Origin of the sequence: Rhizobium sp. ERR 942, from assembly GCF_007828395.1 — a bacterium.
Lineage (GTDB): Bacteria > Pseudomonadota > Alphaproteobacteria > Rhizobiales > Rhizobiaceae > Rhizobium > Rhizobium dioscoreae.
In genome coordinates, this window is record NZ_VIUA01000001.1 from 1147277 (window position 1) to 1161814 (window position 14538).

The following is a 14538-nucleotide window of genomic DNA, read 5'->3' on the forward strand; positions in this document are numbered from 1 at the left end:
ATGGCCGCGGAAGCGCCGAGGCCTTATGAAAAGGGATCTTCGATGATTTCGCGCAGACAGACACTCGGCCTTCTCGGTGCGACGGCGGCAGCTTTCGCTTTACCTTCCGTTCGACAGTCACGTGCGGCCGCAGCCACGACGCTTCGGATCGGCTGGCAGAAGAACAGCGTATTGGCATTGGCGAAGCGCGAAGGGGCGCTGGAAAAGCGACTTTCCGATCGCGGCATATCCGTGGAATGGTCGGAATTCACATCCGGTCCGCCGCTACTTGAAGCTCTCGGCGCCGGTGCTCTCGATTTCGGCGCGACGGGCGACGTGCCGCCGCTGTTTGCGCAGGCCGCCAACGGCAATCTGCTGTATGTCGGCATTTACACCGGCAGCCCCGAAAGCTCCGCCATTCTCGTGCGCAAGGATTCGCCGATCCAGACGCTTGCCGATCTCAAGGGAAAGAAGCTTGCCTTCAAGCGCGGCTCCAGCGCCCACAACGTCGCCGTTAAGGCGCTTCGCAAAGGCGGGCTTGGTATCAGCGATGTCCAGCCGCTCGATCTCGCGCCGCCGGATGCGTCCGCTGCGTTCAAGACGGGCGCGATCGACGCCTGGTCGATCTGGGATCCCTATCTCGCCATTGCAGAGGCTGATCCGGATACACGCATCCTCGCGACTGCGCGGGGCATCGTCGATTCCTTCAGCTATTTCCTGGCGAACGGCGATTTCACCAAGAATAATCCGCAGGTGATTATCGACGTCATCGACGAACTGGCCAAGGTGGGGGCGGCGGCGCAATCGGATTTGGACAACACCGTTAAGGCCATGTCCGAAATCACCGGCGTGCCGGCCGAGGTGACGCGGGTGGTGCTGACGCGTCCGGGTGCGAATCTTGGCGGCGTCTCAACCATTACAGATGCGGCGATCGCCTATCAGCAGGGGCTGGCTGACGAGTTCTACAATCTTGGCATCGTTCCCAAGAAGCTCAACGTCACGGACATCGTCTGGCGGCCGAAGGCGAGCTGAGGCTGACAAGATACGCGGATATCGCCTGCGCCCCAAACACTACGGGCGTAGGCTTTATCAGCAAAAATATTTCGCCAGATACAGGCGATTAGAAAATCCATATTGTCGATATAATCCCTGGTCTATGCCACTATCCGGATCGAACATCGGGAGGTGGCTCCCGACCACGCGCATCCAGAAAGCAGGAAAGCTTCATGACCGCGACCGCAAAACCCATCGATTTCCTTTGGTTCATTCCGACCTCCGGTGACGGCACCTATCTGGGAACGGCCGACCTCAACCGCGGCCCGGAGATCGGCTATCTCCAGCAGATCGCGCAGGCGGTCGACCGGCTGGGCTATACGGGCGTGCTTTTGCCGACTGGCGTTTCCTGCGAAGAATCTTTCGTCACCGCTGCAGCTCTTTCGGCACATACGCAAAAGCTGAAGTTCCTGGTGGCGATCCGCCCGGGTACGGCGTCGCCCGCCTATTATGCCCGTCTCGCCTCGACGCTCGATCGTGTCTCGAATGGCCGCGTGTTGCTCAACATCGTCGTAGGCGGCAGCCCGGCAGAGCTGGCCGGTGACGGCATTCATCTGGAGCATGACGAGCGCTACGCCCATGCCGATGAATTCTTCCATGTCTGGGAAGAGCTCCTGGAGACGGGATCGTCCACTTTCGAGGGCAAGTATATCAAGGCCACCAATGCAAGGCTCGGGTTGCCGCCGGTGCAGGCGCCGCGCCCGCCGCTCTATTTCGGCGGTTCTTCCGATGCCGGCATCGAATTCTCAGTCGGTCGCGTCGACAAGTATCTGACCTGGGGCGAACCGCCGGCACAGGTCGCCGAGAAAATTGCAAAGGTGCGGGCGGCCGCTGCCAAACGGGGACGCGAAGTCAGCTTCGGCATTCGCCTTCACTTCATCGTTCGCGAGACGGACGAAGAAGCATGGGCTGCGGCCGACAAGCTGATTTCCAAACTCGACGACGAGACGATCCGCGAAGCGCAGGAGCAATTCGTCAACCAGTCCGATTCCGTTGGCCAGAAGCGCATGGCCGCGCTGCACGGCGGTCGCCGCGACAAGCTCGAAGTGTCGCCCAACCTCTGGGCCGGCGTCGGGCTGGTTCGCGCCGGTGCGGGTACGGCGCTTGTGGGTTCGCCGAAGACGGTTGCCGCGAGGCTGCGGGAATATCAGGAGCTCGGTATCGAAACCGTGATCGGCTCGGGCTATCCGCATCTGGAGGAAGCCTATCGTGTTGCAGAGCTTCTCTTCCCTGAACTGGGATTGAAGCGTGACGAGCAGCGTGCCGGGTTCCGCAACGAATTCGGCGCCAAGCAGATTTTCGCCGGCGGCAGCCATGGCGGCAATCTCAAGGTCGTTTCCGGCTCGTAACGCCAGCTCAAAAGGGAGATTCCCATGTCGGCATTCGACACGTCCTTCGTCCGCGTGGCCTCGGAACGGCGCGCGCGCCAGGCCAGGGTCGCGCGGCAAGGCATCTCGTTCCAGAGATTTCTGCCGTTCCTGCTGCCGATCGTCGTCATCGCGGGATGGCAGCTGGGCTCGTCGCTTGGATGGATCTCCACCCGTATCATGCCGTCGCCGGCGGCGGTTGTGATCGCCTTCTGGCAAACCACGATCTCCGGGCAGCTGCCGAACAATATCCTCGTCAGCGCCGGCCGCGCTTTCGCCGGCCTGCTGGTCGGCGGCTCGATAGGCTTTCTGCTCGGTATCGCCAATGGTGTCTCGCGGCTGTCTGAACAGCTGACGGATACGACGCTGCAGATGCTGCGCACCATTCCGCACCTTGCCATGGTGCCGCTCGTCATCCTCTGGTTCGGGATCGGCGAAGAATCCAAGCTCTTCCTGACGGCGCTCGGCGTGCTGTTCCCGATCTACCTCAACACCTATCACGGCGTGCGCAATGTCGATCGCGGGCTGATCGAGATGGGCCGGGTCTATGGCATGAGCAGCTGGACGTTGTTCCGGAAGGTCATCTTTCCCGGCGCGCTTCCGTCCATTCTCGTCGGCTTGCGTTTCGCCCTCGGCATCATGTGGCTGACGCTGATTGTGGCTGAATCGATCGCGGCATCATCGGGCATCGGCTACATGGCCAACAATGCCCGCGAGTTCGGCATGACAGATGTCGTGGTGCTGACGCTGGTCATCTACGCCATCCTCGGCAAGCTCGCCGATGTCGTCGCCCGGACGATCGAGCGCAGGGCCTTGCGCTGGAACCCGGCCTACCAGAATTGAGGAGCTTCCCATGAGCGTCAACACACTCGATCGCCCGCGGGCGGAAGCCAAAAATGTCGCCTCCCAAGTTACGGGCGCCGCAGCCATCCATATCAAGGGTCTGGAGAAGAGTTTCGGCAACAACCGCGTCCTGCGTGGCATCGATCTCGATATTCCCGCCGGCCAGTTCGTCGCCGTCATCGGCAAGAGCGGCTGCGGCAAGAGCACGCTGCTGCGCATCCTTATGGGGCTGGAAGAGCCGAGTGCGGGCCATTTGCGCTTTGAGGCAGCCGACCGCAGTGACGCGCAACCGAATACGCGCATCGTGTTTCAGGAGCCGCGTTTGCTGCCTTGGCTTTCTGTCGCCGACAATGTTGCGGTAGGTCTGGGCGAGGGCGTCCCGCAGGATATTTCACGCAAGGAAACGGCCGCCGTTCTTTCCGAGGTGCAGCTGGCCGAGAAGGCCGGCGAATGGCCGTCCAGCCTTTCCGGCGGACAGAAGCAGCGCGTGGCGCTGGCCCGTGCGCTTGTCAGCAAGCCCGGTATCCTCGCGCTCGATGAACCGCTCGGTGCGCTGGATGCTTTGACCCGCATCAGCATGCAGGAATTGCTGAACCGCGTCTGGCGTGAATTGGGCTTTACCGCCGTGCTTGTTACCCACGACGTCAGCGAAGCCGTGCATCTGGCCGATCGCGTCGTGGTGCTGGACGAGGGCAGGATCGTGCTCGATCTTGCCATTCCCTATCCGCATCCGCGCCGCCATGGCAATCCGGCGCTGGCAGAGCTCGAAGGGCAGCTGCTGGCGGCGATCCTTGGTGACGCACGGGGTTAATTCGGCCTGCTATCGTTCCCCTCGACGTAGAGCCTGAGGTTGTCAAAGCCGATTTCCGTGCCCATGAAGCGCGAGCCATTGTCGCTATAGCCGTCGAGGAAAACGACCTGCTCGACGAAGGTCATTTTCGTGCCGCCGGGTTCTGAGGCAAAATTGACAGTTGCGAGCGACACGGAAATCCTGACGTCGTCGAGCATCATGTCAAAGGCATAGATGAAGCGCTCGTTCTGGACGACGTCGATATAGCGCGCCTGATAGGCATGCACGACGCCATCCGTGGAGGCAGTACGGTTGCTTTCGCTGCCGCCAGTGCGGAAATCGAGCTGGAAATCCAGCTGCTTCCATTCGCCGTGACAGGCAAACCATCGCTGCTTCTGTTCGGGGATTGCCCAGGCATTGAAAACCTTCGGCAGGGGCGCCTTGAAATAACGCTCTATGGTGATGGTCGTATGGTCTGTCGATCTGATGCTCATTCGTCTGTCGTCTCCGTCGATGTATCAGCGAGAAAGAGGTCGAGCCGGTCGAAGGTCCTGTTCCAGGACGCCTTGCGCTCGGCAATCCAGCGCTCGACAGCTGCCAGCGCTTCCTTGCGCAGGTGATAGGTGCGCACCCGGCCGGTCTTTTCAGATAGTACCAGTCCGCTCGTCTCCAGCACCTGCAGATGTTTCATCACGGTCGGCAGCGCCATGTCGAGCGGCTGTGCCAGTTCCGTGACCGAGGCCGGTCCACGTCCGAGCCTGTCGATCATGCCGCGCCGGCTCTGGTCGGACAGGGCTTGGAACATCCGGTCGAGTGCCTGTGTTTCCTCAAGCATGCGGCTTTTCCGGCCGGAACTGCGCCGGCAGCTTGTCACTATAGGGGTACATATGGAAATAAGGCATTGCTTCCTGCAGCACGCGGGCGAAAGACGGGCGCTCGATAAGGCGTTGATAATAAGCTCTCAGCCGACCATGCTCTTTGGCGAAGGGGACAAGGGTTTCAGCGTAGAACAGAGCTGGCGCGGCGGCGCAATCCGCCATGGTCAGGCTGTCGCCGGTGATCCAAATCTTTCCGTCCAGCTGCTTTTCGATCATGCCGTAGGCGGTGCGCAGTAATGTCTCGGCGTCGCCGACGCTTTGCGGGCTGCGATTCTCGTCTGTGCGGCGGACGTCCGCGACGATCGCTTGCATCGGCTCCTGCACATAGAGATCGAAGAAGCGATCCCAGAGCCTGACGCACAGGGCATCCGAAAGTTCGGTCGGCAACAGCTGCGTTGCGCCGGGATAATGCCGGTCGAGATATTCGATGATGATACTGGTCTCCGGAACGGTGCTGTCGAGTGCTTCATCGCGCAGGACTGGAAACTTGGCGAGAGGCCAGAGGCGCACCAGCGAGGCACGCGATTCCGCATTGCCGAGATCGATGATGCGGCTTTCGAAGGGTGTTCCGTTCTCATAAAGCGCCATCAAGACCTTGTGGCAGAACGAGGCGAGCGGATGCTGATAGAGAATAAGGGACATGCGACAACCTTCCGAGCTGATACTTACCCGAATGGCTAAGTATCCGGTTGCTGGTCGCCGCGCAAGGAAATAGTTATCCAAATGGATAACTATTTTCGGCGTGATGTATTTCGCTTCAATCGGCGAGACGACGGGCAATGACCAGATGGCCGGGCGTTGGCTGGCCATCTTCCATGCGGACGTTGATGTCGGTGATTTCGACGAGTTCGAAACCCGTCGCAGTCAGCCGCTCGCGTACATAGGCTTCCGAATGGGCGAAGCGCTGATGCGGGCCGACCATATAGGGACGTCCAGCCATGGTCGCCTCAGGCAGGGTCTCCGAAGAGAAGATGAAGAGGCCACCTGGCGTCATGTTTTCGGCTGCGCCAAAAAAGAGCGGTTCCAGGGCGCCGAGATAGGGTAGGACATCCGTCGCGGTGATGAGATCGAAGGCATCCTCATCGTTATCGTCAAGGAAATCCTCGACCTCAGCGACGAAGAGCGTCTCGTAGATGTCCTTCTCATGGGCGACTTCGACCATGTTCTCGGAAATGTCGATGCCGGTGATATCCTCGACGATATCGCGCAACGTGCCACCCGTCAGGCCCGTGCCGCAGCCGAGATCGAGCATGCGCTTGAAGGGGCCGAGACCAAGCGCCTGCAGGCGCTGGCGCACAAGAACCGGGACGTGGTAGCCGAGCTGCTCCACCAGCACATCCTCGAAAACCTCGGCATGCTGATCGAAGAGCGTCTCGACATAGGCATCAGGCGCCTTGACCGGCGTTTCGCCGCGTCCCATCGAGGCGATGCGCACGGCTGCGCCGCCATGATCCTCCGGGTCGAGAGCCAGAACATGCTCGTAGGCCTGCACCGCAGCGTCGATATCGCCGGCCTTCTCCAGCGCCAATGCCCGATTATAGGCTTCCGCCAGAGCGTCTTCGTCGATCTTCTTCTTTGCCATGGTTGCAGGCCCTTCCTTTTGTCACGCAGGCATTAAGATGCCTGATCGGCTTTTGCAATGCTTGCCGTGCAGGCGCAGAATATGACCTTCGGCATAGGCGGCTTGGGGAGGGCGCTATCCGGACAAAAAATAAGGGAGGAACCACCATGGGCAATGAACTCACCGCACCGAACCCGACAAGCGGCCCGGCGGAGCGCGGCCGCCCCTCCTTGCCGTCGACGTCGGCTGAAGTCACCAATACGCTGACCCATTATTATCGGGGTGAATTGGGGAGGATGACGAGTTGGCGGGATCGCATCGACCGGACATCGAACTGGGCGATCACGGTGGTTGCGGCTCTACTGTCCGTGTCGCTGTCGACACCGACATCGCATCACGGTGTTTTGCTATTCGGCATGATGCTGATCACCCTGCTGCTGATGATCGAGGCGCGGCGATATCGCTTCTTCGATGTCTACCGCTCGCGGGTGCGGCAATTGGAGCGGCACTATTTCGCCCAGATTCTGGCGCCGCAGGCCGAACTCAGTTCCGATTGGGCGCTGCCGATCGCGGCCAGCCTTCGGTCTCCGCGGCTTTTACTCAGCTATGCAGAGGCGGCGCAGCGGCGGTTAAGGCGCAATTACTGCTGGATGTATGCGATCCTGCTCCTTGCTTGGATATTGAAGATTTCGACACCGAGACTCCAGACGAATGGTGGCGTGCAAGAGATGGCGCATTCGTGGAGCTATATTATCGACAATGCGGCACTCGGACCGATGCCCGGCGAAGCGGTCATCATCCTCGTCGCGGTATTCTATGCCTTTGTCCTCTACGGCGCGCTCCGTCGCGGGCCGGACGACGGGGATTTCATCCATGGCGAGGCGCATGTCTGACGGCGGCACAGCCGATCGCAACGTCGTCCAGGCGATCCGGCTGCTTAGTGCAGAATGAATTCTCCTTTTAGCGCCCGCCATTCGGTTGCTGAAATCAGCTTGCGATGGACATAGCGCACGGAATGCAGCGGGCCATCCAGCGTTTCCTGCCAGAATTTCAGGAAGCCGCGCATTTCCGGGAAGTTCGGGGCGAGATCATAGTCCTGCCAGATATAGGTCTGCAGGAATTGCGGATGATCGGGCAGGCGGTAGAAGATCTGCGCCGTGGTCAACCCATAACCCTGCAACTGCTTTTGCATGTCGTTATGCATGAGCTTTCTCTTTCCGTTCCCATTTTTTCGTGACTCATGGTCACTCAAATATGGAAACAGCAGATGGTAAACTCAAGCTTTACAAAAATGTCATGAACCAAATTTATTCACAGAAATCAATGTGTTAGCAGCATCTATGTGGGAGTGCTGCCAAGGTTGCGCCTGGGCGCAGCCTTGGCGAGATCAGCGCTTGAGATGCCGCGTCAGCCGGCCTTCCATCCGTGCCCAGCCATTCCGCATGAGTTCGACGATCACGAGGTAGAAAATCGCTGCCCAGAGATAGATCTGGTAATCATAGGTGCGTGAGAAGGCATAGCGGGTCTCGCCCATCAGGTCGTAGACGGTGATGATGGAGACGGTGGCCGAGCTCTTGATCAGGAGGATGATCTCATTGCCGTAAGGGCGGAGCGCCACGATGAGCGCCTGGGGAATGATAATCTTGCGGAAGGCGATCCAGGTATGGATACCAAGCGCGCTGGCGGCTTCCCGCTGGCCCCTCGGCACGCTCTGAATGGCGCCTCGGACGATTTCCGTCTGATAGGCGGCCGTGTTCAGTGTCATGGCGAAGACGCCGCAATAGAAGGGATCCTTGAAGAACCACCAGAGACCTATGTCTTCCAGCAACCAGCGGAAGCTCGGGAAACCGTAATAGACCATGAAAATCTGGGCCAGCAGCGGCGTGCCGCGAAACAGATAGACATAGCAATAGGTCAGCGTGCTTAGAAATTTATTGCTCGACATACGGGCGAAAGCGAGCGGTATCGAGAGGATGGCGCCGAGGATGAAGGATGTGGCGACCAGTTTGATCGTAATGCCCAGGCCATGCAGAAGCCTCGGGCCGTAGGTTTCGAGCTTGTCGACGTCCCAGCCGAAGACGATCATCGCCAGCAGCGAAATACCGAGAATGGCCCAGAGGGTCAAAAAGAAATAACCGGCAATGCGCGCTTTGGACAGTTTCCTGACCGTCTCCGGCGGTGCCGGTCGCGCGGCGATCAGAACTTCGGCATGGCTCATCGATGGACCTCCGCGCGTTTAGCCCATCGATCGAGATAGAAGAGGCCGACGGAAGAGATGACGGCCAGTGTCAGATAAAACAGGCAAGCGATGGAATAGAAGGTGAAAGGTGCCTTGGTGGCACGAACGGCAATCCCCGTCTGCCTGATGATGTCGGCAAGGCCGATGATGGACACGTAAGACGTATCCTTCAGCAGGTTCATCCAGAGGTTCCCGAGATTTGGCAAGGAAATACGTACGAGTTGCGGCACGATGATAAGCCGCATGGTTCGCGCCCGATGAAATCCAAGGGCATCACCTGCCTCATACTGACCTTTGGGAATGGCTTTGAAGGCAGAGAGGAGGACTTCCGAGCAATAGGCGGAAAAGACGATCGCCAGTGCTACCATGCCGGCCGCGAATGCATTGATCTCGACGGGGCCATTGTAGCCGAACTTGGCGAGTAGCGATTGCAGAAGGATCTGCATGCCGTAGTAGATGATGAAGAGCGTCAACAGTTCCGGCAGGCCACGGAAAATCGTCGTGAAGACACCTGCCGCAAGCCGCAACGGCCTTTCCCCGGATTGCTGCGCGAGCGCGACGAAGAAGCCGATGATGACGCCAAGCGGCAGCGTCAGGACCGAGACGGCTATGGTTATCTTCAATCCGCCGGCCAGTTCGTCGCCCCAGCCCGTATCGCCGCAAGCGAGCATGGTATCCGGTCGGAACATGCTGAACACGGTGAACAGTCCCGCAGGACCGCACAATGGATCAAAAATCGTACTCAACCAGGTCCACAAGGAACCAAGGGCGGAAAACAATCCGCTCATGCTATATTTCCCCTAGCGGCTTTTGCCGCGTTTCTGCTTATATTCTTCTCGTTGTCAAACAAAAACGGCGGAAGGGCAAGCTTCCGCCGTCGTCTTTTCCCAGGGAATCGACGGGCGATCAGTCGCCGTAGACGTCGAAATCGAAATACTTGTCCTGGATTTTCTTATAGGTGCCGTCAGCGCGGATCGCAGCGATCGCGGCGTTCAGCTTGTCCTTGAGAGCCGTATCGCCCTTGCGGACGGCGATGCCTGCACCCGCACCGTTGATGACCGGATCGATCTTCAGCGTGCCGAGCATCTTGCAGCAATTGCCTGCATCGGACTTTACCCATTCCGACAGCACGACCACGTCGTCGATGGCGGCGTCGATGCGGCCATTGCTGAGGTCGAGCTTGTATTCGTCGGCCGACGGATAAAGCTTCAGCTCGGCATCCTTCAGGTGCGCCGAGGCGTAGTTCGCATGCGTCGTGGACGACTGCGCACCAATCGTCTTGCCCTTCAGGGCTTCGTCGGTGGCTTCCTTGAGGGTGGAGTCCTTCGGAACGGCGATCGCCGGCGGCGTGTTGTAGTACTTGTTGGTGAAGTCGACGATCTTCTCACGCTCGGGCGTGATCGACATCGAGGAAACGATCGCGTCGAACTTCTTGGCCTGCAGAGCCGGAATGATGCCGTCGAAATCCTGGTTCACGAAGGTGCACTTGACCTTCATCTGATCGCAAAGCGCATTGGCTATATCGATGTCAAAGCCGACGAACTTGCCACCTGCATCGAGTGATTCGAACGGCGGGTAGGTTGCGTCGGTGCCGATGACGAGCGTGTCGCCGTCGGCAAGCGCCGCGCCGGCGACAAGCGACATCGCGGCAAAGGACGCGGCGGCAAGAAGACGAGTGGAGATGCGCATATTGACCCTCTCTGTTGGTGGCCGGCAGCCCATTATTGTTTTTGGCAGACGGCTCGAGTGGAGCGGACCGGTGGCCCGCCTTGCGGCGATATTCGTACTTTTTTTCTGGAAAATGCAACTGGAATTACGAAGGCAACCTGCCTTTGCGCAATGCCGCCGCAATGCAAGCCCGCCACAGGGAAATCTGAACGAAACCCATCCGCTGCGTTCAGCCAGGGTTAATTGCGGCAACCTAATAGTGCGGGAACTTATAGCGGCTTGCCGCGATTCAGCCTCACGAGAACCGAAAATTGGCCGGGATCTTGAGGCAATCGCCTTGCCGCTGAGATTCGCAATTCGGCGGACAAAGATCATAAGAGGAGACCCCTATGGGAAAGCGATCCAGACTATTTGCCAGCGCCGCGTTTCCGCTGCTTTCGCTATCGCTCGCCTTCGAGCCGGCAGCAGCGGCGGCACTTCGTGAACAGCCCATCGCACCGCTGAACAATGGGATCGGCGATGTGGCCGCGATGGCCCCCAACGCCAGTTTCGAGGTGGCGCAGCAGGAAGCGCCGGCAGCTCAGCCCGATGAGGAGCAGCTCAAGCACAAGAAGCCTGCCGAAGGCGGAGAGGGTCAGAAGCATCAGGGTGGCGGCGAGCAGCAGCACCAGATGAAGCAGGCCGAGCCCGAGGGGGAGCCGCAGCAGAAGGCGCCGAAGCAGCAGCAGCCGGAAGCCCAGCCACCGAAGGCCGAACATCAGCAGCCTGCTGAACAGGAGCAGCTCAAGCCGCAGAAGCAGCAGCCGGCCGCAGAGGCTCCGCCCGAGCCCAAGAAACAGCGCCAGCAACCGGCTGAAGAGCAGCCTCAGGCACAGCCCGAAGCCAAACCGCAGCCCAAGGCCGTCGCTCCCGAGGCAGAGCCACAAGCCCCGCAGCCGAAGCAGAAAGCCAAGCAGCCGGAAGCAAAACAGCCTGCGGAGCAAGAGCAACCGAAGCCGCAAAAGCAGCAGCCGGCCGAAGCGCCGCAGCCGAAGGTAGAGCAGCAGCCTGCTACGGAAGCGCAGCCGGAAGCCCAGCCGCCGAAGGCCAAGCCTGGTGCGAAGGCACAGCAGCCGGCTCCGACCGAGAAGCAGGCTCCCGCCGCCAGCGAACAGCCGAATCAGGAGGCTCAGCCTGGAAAGCAGGCGCAGCCCGAACAGAACGCCCATCCCAAGCCGCAAGGTCAGACCGAGGCTCCGGCAAAGCAGCCTGCCGAGCAGCAGCCGGCACCGGCCGGCGAGCCTACCCAGGGACATAAGGCACAGCCGGGAACGCAAGCTCAGCCCCAGACGCAGGCGCAACCTGAGGCCCAGCCCGGGACACCAGCGACACCTGGCGCCCAGCAGGGCCAGAAGCAGGGTAGCGATAAAACTCACGGCAAGCAGCCGCAGAACCAGCAGCAGGGCGAGCAGCCCGCAGCCAATCCGCAGCAGCCGGCCCAGCAGGGCACGCCGCAAGGACAACCCGCTCAGGCTGGCAACCCGGCGACGCCGCAGCCCGGCAAGCAGCAGCCCGCCAATGGCGCCGCGACGCCGGCCCAAGGTGGTGCAACGGCTCCCGCCGCAAACGGCAATGGCCAGCAAGCTGGCGAAATCCAGGTGCCTCCGGCCGAGCAGGTCTCGCCGCAGGAACTGGAGCGCCGCAAGAAGATCGCGGAAAACCCAGCCTCTGCCAATGGTCCCGTCATCCTGCCGGTCGAAAACGGAAGCGCGGTTCTGGACAGCCAGAAGGATGCGGTTCGTCGAGGCGAGCATCGGAACAACGGACAGAACCCCGCTGCTCCGGGCGCCCAGGGTGGTGGTGGACAGGCGGGTCAGGCTCAGCAGAGCGGACAGGCTCAGAATGCTCCGGCCCAGCAGCCGCCACCGGCCTACACCAAGCCGCCGACCTCCGATGCCGAGGCGCAGCGCGCGGCAGCCGGCGCCCAGCCGCAACCGCCGGTCAAGATGGAAGCCGTGACCAGCGAGCAGGGCCGCCGCATCGATCGCCGGCCGGACTTTGCCCCACCGCAGGGAACGACGGTCCAGACTATCATCAATCAGGACAACCGGACCATCGTGAATGTCGACAACACCTATGTCGTTCGTCACGACGACAGCGAGCGCTTCATCCGGGGCGGCGAGCGGCCGGTCTACGAACAATTGCCGCGCGACCGCTATCGCGAAACGATCGATCAGCCCGATGGCGATCGCGTCGTGACGATCCGCAATCGCTACGGCGACATCATCCAGCGCTCGCGCATCGACGCCAGCGGCCGTGAATATGTGCTGTTCTATTCGCCGGAACTGGAAGATCGTCCAGACAATGACGACTACTTCCGCGATCCGGGCGACAGCCTGCCGCCGATGCGACTGCTCATTCCGCTGAGCCAGTACATCATCGACACGGCATCGAACCGCAACGCCGACTATTACGACTTCCTGCGTGAGCCTCCGGTCGAGCCGGTCGAGCGCATCTATTCGGTCAATGAAGTCCGCTATTCGGCTCGTATCCGAGACAAAATCCGCCGCATCGACCTCGACACGATCACCTTCGCAACGGGCAGCGCCGAGATTCCGATGTCGCAGGCGAGCACCCTTCGCGGTGTCGCCGATGGCATGTTGAAGATCATCAAGCGCGACCCGACAGAAACCTTCCTGATCGAGGGCCATACGGATGCGGTGGGTTCGGCCCAGAGCAATCTGATCCTGTCGGACCAACGTGCGGAATCGGTTGCCAACGTACTGACGGATGTCTACGGCATTCCTGCCGAAAACCTGGTTACTCAGGGCTATGGCGAGCAGTATCTCAAGGTGAATACGCTCGGTCCGTCGCAGGAAAACCGCCGCGTCACGATCCGCCGTATCACGCCGCTGGTGCGCCCGGTTGCGTCGAACCGGTAAGGATCAGCTTACGGCCTGATAGATGGCAGGGGCCGCCGGGAAACCGGCGGCCTTTCTCATTTCGGCTGGTTGCCGAGGCCCACTTTTGCAGCGATGAAATCGGCGATTGCGATCGTGTCGTCGAGGTCGAAAACGACGAGCGAACCGGCGTCTTCAACCGGGTGGTCCGCGGCGATGGCCACGATGTGAGGGTCTTGCGGGGCGAGCGGTTCGCGCTTTGCCGCTTCCAGCCGGCGCGCCTCGATCTTCGGAATCGGTTCGCGCTTGTAACCTTCGATCAAAACGAGGTCGCAGGGGGCGAGACGCGCCAGTATTTCTTCGAAGCTCGGTTCGGGCGCGCCGCGCAATTCGTGCATGATGGCATAGCGCGTGCCTGAAACGATGGTGACTTCATGCGCGCCCGCCTCGCGATGACGAAAACTGTCGGCGCCGACCTTGTCGATATCGAAATCATGATGCGCATGCTTGATGGTCGAGATGTGATAGCCACGCCGGGTGAACTCGGTGACCAGCCGTACGGCAAGCCCCGTCTTGCCGGAATTCTTCCAGCCGGCGATGCCGAAGATTTTGGGCCGAGATTTCGTCATGACGTGCGTTCCAAAGCTGCCAGCCATGCCTCCGCTTCTGCGAGATCGGCTGGTGTATTGATGTTGAAGAAGGGGTCGAGAGGCCCGATTGCCGTTTGGATCGCGGGAAACTCCACCCGCCGCACTTTATGCCGGGCGAGGAAATCTCTCACGCGCCGCTTTGCGTCCGTGGCGATCCATCGCTCCAGATCGTCGGCTGCGGAGACGGGCCAGAGACCGAAAACAGGATGATCCTGACCAAGAGATGCGGCAATGGCAATCTCGTCAGGGCCGTGAATGACCTCGGCGAGGCGGGCGATAAGATCGGCTGGAAAAAAGGGGCTGTCTATGGGGAGAGTGGCGATATGCGAGACTTCAGAGTAACGCGACCGCGCGTCCTGCAACGCAGCGAGCACACCTGTGAGCGGCCCCAATTTACCGGGAATTGTGTCCGGTATGAGCAGCATCCCCATAGCGTCTGGCCAATCGGCATCCGCATTCAGTGCGATTGGCTTGCTTTGCCGTTGCTCAATCTTGGAGACGATGCGGGCGAGCAGGCTTTCGCCGGCGAGCGGTGCGAAGGCCTTGTTTGCGCCCATGCGACTGGAACGGCCGCCCGCAAGCAGAACGACGGGAATATCTTCGGGATTGGCGATGAAGTCGGACATGGTTG

The 14538-nt window shown here is 60.4% G+C and carries 16 protein-coding genes; 6 read left to right on the plus strand and 10 right to left on the minus strand.

The window, feature by feature from the left end; translation table 11 throughout:
- The first annotated feature begins 42 nt into the window (after positions 1 to 42).
- The 4 genes from FBZ97_RS05750 to FBZ97_RS05765 all read left to right on the plus strand — a co-directional run bounded on the left by FBZ97_RS05750 (position 43) and on the right by FBZ97_RS05765 (position 4053).
- A complete protein-coding gene (locus FBZ97_RS05750) occupies positions 43 to 1011 on the plus strand; it encodes an aliphatic sulfonate ABC transporter substrate-binding protein (protein ID WP_145317111.1) in 969 nt (322 codons plus the stop codon).
- Between the two features lie 194 nt (positions 1012 to 1205).
- The gene (gene ssuD, locus FBZ97_RS05755) at positions 1206 to 2381 is read left to right on the plus strand and encodes an FMNH2-dependent alkanesulfonate monooxygenase (protein WP_113333078.1); all 1176 of its coding nucleotides are present in this window, start codon (positions 1206 to 1208) and stop codon (positions 2379 to 2381) included.
- Between the two features lie 24 nt (positions 2382 to 2405).
- Positions 2406 to 3242: an aliphatic sulfonate ABC transporter permease SsuC gene (gene ssuC, locus FBZ97_RS05760; RefSeq protein ID WP_145317114.1), complete on the plus strand. Its 837-nt coding sequence runs from the start codon at positions 2406 to 2408 to the stop codon at positions 3240 to 3242.
- A gap of 10 nt (positions 3243 to 3252) precedes the next feature.
- On the plus strand, positions 3253 to 4053 hold the full coding sequence (locus FBZ97_RS05765; protein ID WP_145317116.1) for an ATP-binding cassette domain-containing protein: 801 nt from the start codon (positions 3253 to 3255) through the stop codon (positions 4051 to 4053).
- Here the strand turns inward: FBZ97_RS05765 and FBZ97_RS05770 are convergent.
- The 4 genes from FBZ97_RS05770 to FBZ97_RS05785 all read right to left on the minus strand — a co-directional run bounded on the left by FBZ97_RS05770 (position 4050) and on the right by FBZ97_RS05785 (position 6492).
- Positions 4050 to 4526 (minus strand): SRPBCC family protein, encoded by a 477-nt coding sequence (locus tag FBZ97_RS05770; protein WP_145317118.1) that lies wholly within the window; start codon positions 4524 to 4526, stop codon positions 4050 to 4052. The two genes, FBZ97_RS05765 and FBZ97_RS05770, sit on opposite strands and share 4 nt — an antisense overlap.
- Positions 4523 to 4867 (minus strand): metalloregulator ArsR/SmtB family transcription factor, encoded by a 345-nt coding sequence (locus FBZ97_RS05775; protein ID WP_069613092.1) that lies wholly within the window; start codon positions 4865 to 4867, stop codon positions 4523 to 4525. Before FBZ97_RS05775 ends, FBZ97_RS05770 begins: the two co-directional genes overlap by 4 nt.
- The gene (locus FBZ97_RS05780) at positions 4860 to 5552 is read right to left on the minus strand and encodes a glutathione S-transferase family protein (RefSeq protein ID WP_145317120.1); all 693 of its coding nucleotides are present in this window, start codon (positions 5550 to 5552) and stop codon (positions 4860 to 4862) included. Before FBZ97_RS05780 ends, FBZ97_RS05775 begins: the two co-directional genes overlap by 8 nt.
- A 115-nt stretch (positions 5553 to 5667) precedes the next feature.
- Entirely contained in the window at positions 5668 to 6492 is an 825-nt protein-coding gene (locus FBZ97_RS05785; protein ID WP_145317122.1) for a methyltransferase domain-containing protein, read from the minus strand.
- A 146-nt stretch (positions 6493 to 6638) separates the two neighbouring features.
- Between FBZ97_RS05785 and FBZ97_RS05790 the strand changes: the two genes are divergently transcribed.
- Positions 6639 to 7364, plus strand: a complete 726-nt coding sequence (locus FBZ97_RS05790) for a DUF2270 domain-containing protein (RefSeq protein WP_145317124.1) — start codon at positions 6639 to 6641, stop codon at positions 7362 to 7364.
- A gap of 44 nt (positions 7365 to 7408) precedes the next feature.
- Here FBZ97_RS05790 and FBZ97_RS05795 read toward each other — a convergent pair whose 3' ends face one another.
- From FBZ97_RS05795 to FBZ97_RS05810, 4 genes are all read right to left on the minus strand, one after another.
- A complete protein-coding gene (locus FBZ97_RS05795; RefSeq protein WP_015340141.1) occupies positions 7409 to 7675 on the minus strand; it encodes a Usg family protein in 267 nt (88 codons plus the stop codon).
- A gap of 183 nt (positions 7676 to 7858) precedes the next feature.
- On the minus strand, positions 7859 to 8689 hold the full coding sequence (locus tag FBZ97_RS05800) for an ABC transporter permease (protein ID WP_113354598.1): 831 nt from the start codon (positions 8687 to 8689) through the stop codon (positions 7859 to 7861).
- Entirely contained in the window at positions 8686 to 9498 is an 813-nt protein-coding gene (locus FBZ97_RS05805) for an ABC transporter permease (RefSeq protein WP_145317126.1), read from the minus strand. Before FBZ97_RS05805 ends, FBZ97_RS05800 begins: the two co-directional genes overlap by 4 nt.
- 118 nt (positions 9499 to 9616) lie before the next feature.
- Positions 9617 to 10399, minus strand: coding sequence for an ABC transporter substrate-binding protein (locus FBZ97_RS05810; protein WP_113354600.1), 783 nt, complete (start codon positions 10397 to 10399; stop codon positions 9617 to 9619).
- 368 nt (positions 10400 to 10767) lie between these two features.
- Between FBZ97_RS05810 and FBZ97_RS05815 the strand changes: the two genes are divergently transcribed.
- Positions 10768 to 13299 (plus strand): OmpA family protein, encoded by a 2532-nt coding sequence (locus FBZ97_RS05815; protein WP_145317128.1) that lies wholly within the window; start codon positions 10768 to 10770, stop codon positions 13297 to 13299.
- A gap of 56 nt (positions 13300 to 13355) precedes the next feature.
- Here FBZ97_RS05815 and mobB read toward each other — a convergent pair whose 3' ends face one another.
- Both mobB and mobA read right to left on the minus strand, forming a co-directional pair.
- Entirely contained in the window at positions 13356 to 13886 is a 531-nt protein-coding gene (gene mobB / locus FBZ97_RS05820; protein ID WP_145317130.1) for a molybdopterin-guanine dinucleotide biosynthesis protein B, read from the minus strand.
- Entirely contained in the window at positions 13883 to 14533 is a 651-nt protein-coding gene (gene mobA / locus FBZ97_RS05825; RefSeq protein WP_113333090.1) for a molybdenum cofactor guanylyltransferase MobA, read from the minus strand. The genes mobB and mobA overlap by 4 nt, the downstream gene beginning before the upstream one ends.
- Positions 14534 to 14538 lie beyond the last annotated feature (5 nt).

Coding starts and splice junctions, on each gene's coding strand:
- FBZ97_RS05765 (WP_145317116.1), top strand. CDS start 3,253: ATGAGCGTCAACACACTCGATCGCCCGCGGGCGGAAGCCAAAAATGTC.
- mobA (WP_113333090.1), bottom strand. CDS start 14,533: ATGTCCGACTTCATCGCCAATCCCGAAGATATTCCCGTCGTTCTGCTT.
- FBZ97_RS05785 (WP_145317122.1), bottom strand. CDS start 6,492: ATGGCAAAGAAGAAGATCGACGAAGACGCTCTGGCGGAAGCCTATAAT.
- FBZ97_RS05770 (WP_145317118.1), bottom strand. CDS start 4,526: ATGAGCATCAGATCGACAGACCATACGACCATCACCATAGAGCGTTAT.
- FBZ97_RS05780 (WP_145317120.1), bottom strand. CDS start 5,552: ATGTCCCTTATTCTCTATCAGCATCCGCTCGCCTCGTTCTGCCACAAG.
- ssuD (WP_113333078.1), top strand. CDS start 1,206: ATGACCGCGACCGCAAAACCCATCGATTTCCTTTGGTTCATTCCGACC.
- FBZ97_RS05805 (WP_145317126.1), bottom strand. CDS start 9,498: ATGAGCGGATTGTTTTCCGCCCTTGGTTCCTTGTGGACCTGGTTGAGT.
- mobB (WP_145317130.1), bottom strand. CDS start 13,886: ATGACGAAATCTCGGCCCAAAATCTTCGGCATCGCCGGCTGGAAGAAT.
- FBZ97_RS05810 (WP_113354600.1), bottom strand. CDS start 10,399: ATGCGCATCTCCACTCGTCTTCTTGCCGCCGCGTCCTTTGCCGCGATG.
- FBZ97_RS05750 (WP_145317111.1), top strand. CDS start 43: ATGATTTCGCGCAGACAGACACTCGGCCTTCTCGGTGCGACGGCGGCA.
- FBZ97_RS05815 (WP_145317128.1), top strand. CDS start 10,768: ATGGGAAAGCGATCCAGACTATTTGCCAGCGCCGCGTTTCCGCTGCTT.
- FBZ97_RS05795 (WP_015340141.1), bottom strand. CDS start 7,675: ATGCATAACGACATGCAAAAGCAGTTGCAGGGTTATGGGTTGACCACG.
- FBZ97_RS05775 (WP_069613092.1), bottom strand. CDS start 4,867: ATGCTTGAGGAAACACAGGCACTCGACCGGATGTTCCAAGCCCTGTCC.
- FBZ97_RS05790 (WP_145317124.1), top strand. CDS start 6,639: ATGGGCAATGAACTCACCGCACCGAACCCGACAAGCGGCCCGGCGGAG.
- ssuC (WP_145317114.1), top strand. CDS start 2,406: ATGTCGGCATTCGACACGTCCTTCGTCCGCGTGGCCTCGGAACGGCGC.
- FBZ97_RS05800 (WP_113354598.1), bottom strand. CDS start 8,689: ATGAGCCATGCCGAAGTTCTGATCGCCGCGCGACCGGCACCGCCGGAG.